The sequence below is a fragment of the Micromonospora sp. genome (assembly GCF_048594385.1).
GTDB classification, from domain to species: Bacteria; Actinomycetota; Actinomycetes; order Mycobacteriales; family Micromonosporaceae; genus Micromonospora; species Micromonospora wenchangensis.
This window is the reverse complement of record NZ_JBMDWU010000513.1, coordinates 1-4,291: the sequence shown is the minus strand read 5'-3', so window position 1 is coordinate 4,291 and position 4,291 is coordinate 1. Positions and strand designations below refer to the sequence as shown.

Here is a 4,291-nt window from a genome sequence, read left to right as displayed (position 1 = left end):
TGGTGATTCCCGTGAGGGTGGTTTCCGGGGCGGGGACCGTCGTGACGATTCGCGTGGTGACCGTGGTGGCTTCCGGTCGGGCCCGCGTGAAGGTGGCTTCCGGGGCGGCGACTCCCGCGGTGGCGACTCCCGCGAAGGCGGTTTCCGCGGCGGCGACCGTCGGCCCGGTGGCTTCGGCGGAGATCGCCGTGAGGGCGGTTTCCGTGGTGGCGACTCCCGTGAGGGTGGCTCCCGCGAGGGCGGCTTCCGGGGCGGGGACCGCCGTGAGGGTGGTTTCCGTGGTGGGGACCGTCGTGAAGGCGGCTTCTCCGGTGAGCGTCGTGAGGGTGGTTTCCGGTCGGGTCCGCGTGACAGCGACTCCCGGCCCGGTGGATTCCGTCGGGACGGTGACTCCCGCGAGGGCGGTTTCCGGGGCGGGGACCGTCGCGAGGGTGGCTTCCGAGGCGACGACTCGCGCGGCGGTGACCGTCGTGAGGGTGGTTTCCGGGGCGGCGAGCGCAGCGGTCACGACCGGCCGCGCCGGGACGACCAGCGGGGGGACGACCGCCGCCGGGAGGGCGGGTTCGGCCCCGACCGGGAGCGTCGGGACGAGAACGACGGCCGGGCGGTCGCGCCGGTGCTGCCGGACGAGATCTCCGCGAGTGACCTCGACACGGCCGTCCGGGCGGAGCTGCTGTCGTTGAACAAGCCGGTGGCGGAGACTGTCGCCCGGCACCTGGTCGCCACCGGTCAGCTGATCGACGAGGACCCGGCGGAGGCGTTGGCCCACGCGATGGCGGCCCGGCGGTTGGCCGCCCGGATCTCCGCCGTACGTGAGGCGGTCGGCCTGGCCGCGTACCACGCGGGGGAGTGGCAGACGGCGATCGCCGAGCTGCGTACGTACCACCGGATGACCGGCCTGCAGAGCCACCTGGCCGTGCTGGCCGACTGCGAGCGGGCGCTGGGGCGGCCGGAGCGGGCGATCGACCTGTTCCGGGGGGCCGACAACGACAAGCTCGACAAGGCTGTCGCGGTCGAACTGCTGATCGTCGCCGCAGGTGCCCGGGGTGACCTGGGGCAGAAGGACGCGGCGGTGGCGATGCTCCAGGTTCCGGAGCTGACCACCGAGGTGGCCGAGCCGTGGACCGCGCGGCTGCGGTACGCGTACGCCGACGCGCTGCTCGCGGTGGACCGCCGTGAGGAGGCCCGGGAGTGGTTCTCGCGGGCCGCCGACGTGGACACCGACGGGGAGACCGACGCGCCGGAGCGGCTGCTGGAACTCGACGGCGTGGTGATCGAGGGCGACGACGAGGACGACGAGCCGGTCGAGGGGGAGGCCACCGGCACGCTGCCGGCCGACCCGGACGCCGGGGTCCGGCGGACCGCCGACGACCACGACGACGAAGACGACGTCGACGACGAAGACGACGTCGACGACGAAGACGACGACGAGGCTCGCGACAGCCACGACGACGGTGACGAGGACGAGGACGAGGGTGCCGCGCCGACTCGGCCGGACGCTGCCGAGGTCGGACGGGAGGCCGCCGAGGATGTCGGCGACGCCGACCGGGACGACCGTGCCGGTGACGACCTGCCTGCCGGTGCCGCACGGGACGCCGACGACGTCGCGGGTACCTCTGCGGACGACAGGCCCGACACCGTCGCGTCCCCGGCCGCCGGCGTCGACGAGGCGACGGCCCCGGGTGGGGTGCGGCCGGTCGACGGCGCGGCGGAGGCGGACCAGCGATGACCGCAGTCGCCGGGGACCGGCTGATCGACGGGTACGCCCTGGTCGTCTTCGACCTGGACGGAGTGATCTACCTGATCGACCGGCCGATCCCCGGCGCGGTCGAGGCCCTGGGCGCGCTGCGGGCCGAGGGCCGGTCGGTGGCGTTCGCCACGAACAACGCCTCGCGGCGCTCCAGCGAGGTCGCCGACCTGCTCACCGGCATCGGCGTACCGGCTGAGCCGGCGGAGGTGCTCACCTCGGCCGCCGCCTCCGCGGAGCTGCTGCGGGACCGGCTGCCGGCCGGCGCGGCGGTGCTCGTCGTCGGTGCCGAGGCGCTGCGCGCCGAGATCAGCGCCGTCGGGCTCACCCCCGTCGACCGCGCCGACGCCGCGCCGGTCGCCGTCGTGCAGGGGTACGGCCCGCAGGTGGGCTGGGTGGACCTGGCCGAGGCGTCGGTGGCGATCCGGGCCGGGGCGACCTGGGTGGCCACCAACACGGACCGGACGCTGCCGAGTGGACGGGGCCCGCTGCCCGGCAACGGGTCGCTGGTGGCTGCCCTGCGGCACGCCCTGGACCGGGCGCCCGACGTGGTCGTCGGCAAGCCCGAGCCGGCGCTGTTCACCACGGCTGCCCGGCGTGCCGGCACCGGTCGTACGTTGGTGGTCGGTGACCGGCTGGACACCGACATCGAGGGTGCCCGCCGGGCCGGGCTGGACAGCCTGCTGGTGCTCACCGGCGTCAGCGACGTACCCGAGCTGTTGGGTGCCCCCGAGCAGCGGCGTCCGACCCACGTGGCGGCGGACCTGGCCGGGCTGTTCGATCCGACGGCGGTGGTCCGGGTTCCCGGTGCCCCGCAGGCCGGTGGATGGTCGGCGGTGGTGGTGGACGGTGCGGTGGAGCTGAGCGGTGCCGGCCGGCCGCTGGACGCGGTGGCCGTGCTGTGTGCGGTCGCCTGGGAGGCGGGTACCGGCGCGGACGTCCGCCCGGCCTCGCCGGAGGCGGAGCAGGCGTTGGCCGGGTTCGGCCTGGCCACCTGACGGCGCGCCGTCTGACGGCGCAGCGGGCGGGCACCGGGCATCGGTGCCGGCCCGCTCGTCGTCGGGCCGTGGCTCAGAGCAGCTTGCGCAGTTTCAGCAGGTCGAACGGGCTGGCCTTGATGGAGATCCGGCGGGCGGCGACGGCCTTGGTGACGTCGAGCTGGCCGTGCACCAGGGCGACCAGGTCGTCACTGGAGGTGACCAGGGCGATCTTCGCTTTCGGGTCGTCGCCGTCGGCGAGATCGACCAGCCGGCCGCCTTCGATCCGGCCGTGGAACGCGGTCTCCAGATCGGTGATCCGGCAGGCCAGGGTCCGGTCCAGATCGATCTTGCTGGACGCGCCGGCGTGCCGGTCCAACCGGTCGGCAAGATCCCGCAGGGCCTGTCGGCACTCGTCCACGCTTGCCACATCGTCTCCTTCGTACCCGCCACGCCGTTTTCCGGCACCGTACCGCAAGGGACGGCCCGGGGCGCCCGGTAGCGTGAGGGCCGCACACTGCCCCCGCGGAAGGACTTGAGTCATGCAGGACGCGTGGCGCGCCTACCTGGAGCTGGCCCTGGGCCTGACGGAGGCGCCCCGGAAGAGGGCCCAGGACGCCGCCCGGCGGTTGGCCGGCACGGGCGGCGCGACGGCCGTCCAGTTGCAGGCGCTCGCCGAGGAACTTCTCGCCACCGGCGCGGCGAACCGGGAGGCGCTGACCAAGCTGGTCCGCTTCGAGGTCGACCGGGCGCTGGGTGCGGTGGGGCTGGCGACGGCCGACGAGGTCGCCGAGCTGACCCGCCGGGTGCACGAGCTGGAACGGCAGCTCCGTGAGGCGAAGGGCGGACCGGGCGGGTCGCCGGTCGGTGACGCGGCACCGGACACGACCGTACCGCCGACCGGCGGGGCCGGTACGGCCGGTGACACGGGGGTGGGGTCCGGGGCCGCTGCGGCGGCCGGGCCGGCTCCCGCGACGGTGGCCGACGCGGCGGCCGGGACCGCCCGGGCGTCGACCGGGGTCGTGGCGAAGAAGGCCGTCGCCAAGAAGGCGGTGGCGAAGAAGGCGGTGACCCCGACGACGGTGGCGACGACGGCCCCGAAGGCGGTGGCGAAGAAGGCGGTCGCCAAGAAGGCGGTGGCGAAGAAGGCGGTCGCCAAGAAGGCGGTGGCGACGAAGGCCGGGCCGGCGGCGGACGCGGACGCGCCGGCCGCCCGGTCGACCGGAGCCGACCGGGGTGCTCCCCGGCCCGGGAAGGGGACTTCTGGCCACGACGGCTCCGGTGGTGCCGGGTGAGCCGTCGCGCGGGGAGCCGGTCGTGACCGGCCCGTTTCGCCCCGGTCCGCCACCCGTCGGGACGCCTGGCCCGCCCGCCGGTCGTCCCGGCCCGTCGCCGGCCGGAACACCAGGTCCGCCGCCGGCCGGTCGGCCCGGTCCGCCGACTGCCCGGCCGGGGCCGCCGCCCGCCGGCCGGCCCGGTCCGCCGCCGGTCGTGGGGGGCGGCCGCGACGGGGGCCCCGCCCGGCCTACGGCCCGGGGCGCCCCCCTGGGGGGGGTGGGCCACCCCC

General features: G+C 76.0%; 5 protein-coding genes. 3 read left to right on the top strand and 2 right to left on the bottom strand.

The features are described from left to right. On the bottom strand, positions 1-508 hold a 508-nt coding region (locus ACOJTC_RS27475), incomplete at its 3' end, for a hypothetical protein (RefSeq protein WP_420119054.1). A 207-nt stretch (positions 509-715) separates the two neighbouring features. Here ACOJTC_RS27475 and ACOJTC_RS27470 point away from each other — a divergent pair. Then, positions 716-1,729: a tetratricopeptide repeat protein gene (locus ACOJTC_RS27470; protein ID WP_420119055.1), complete on the top strand. Its 1,014-nt coding sequence runs from the start codon at positions 716-718 to the stop codon at positions 1,727-1,729. Continuing rightward, positions 1,726-2,745 (top strand): HAD-IIA family hydrolase, encoded by a 1,020-nt coding sequence (locus tag ACOJTC_RS27465; protein ID WP_204928607.1) that lies wholly within the window; start codon positions 1,726-1,728, stop codon positions 2,743-2,745. Before ACOJTC_RS27470 ends, ACOJTC_RS27465 begins: the two co-directional genes overlap by 4 nt. 73 nt (positions 2,746-2,818) lie before the next feature. Here ACOJTC_RS27465 and ACOJTC_RS27460 read toward each other — a convergent pair whose 3' ends face one another. Next, positions 2,819-3,154, bottom strand: a complete 336-nt coding sequence (locus ACOJTC_RS27460; RefSeq protein WP_204928606.1) for an SCP2 sterol-binding domain-containing protein — start codon at positions 3,152-3,154, stop codon at positions 2,819-2,821. Positions 3,155-3,266: 112 nt separating this feature from the next. Here ACOJTC_RS27460 and ACOJTC_RS27455 point away from each other — a divergent pair, with 112 nt between their 5' ends. Next, entirely contained in the window at positions 3,267-4,019 is a 753-nt protein-coding gene (locus ACOJTC_RS27455) for a phasin family protein (RefSeq protein ID WP_420119053.1), read from the top strand. Positions 4,020-4,291 lie beyond the last annotated feature (272 nt).

Coding starts and splice junctions, on each gene's coding strand:
- ACOJTC_RS27455 (WP_420119053.1), top strand. CDS start 3,267: ATGCAGGACGCGTGGCGCGCCTACCTGGAGCTGGCCCTGGGCCTGACG.
- ACOJTC_RS27465 (WP_204928607.1), top strand. CDS start 1,726: ATGACCGCAGTCGCCGGGGACCGGCTGATCGACGGGTACGCCCTGGTC.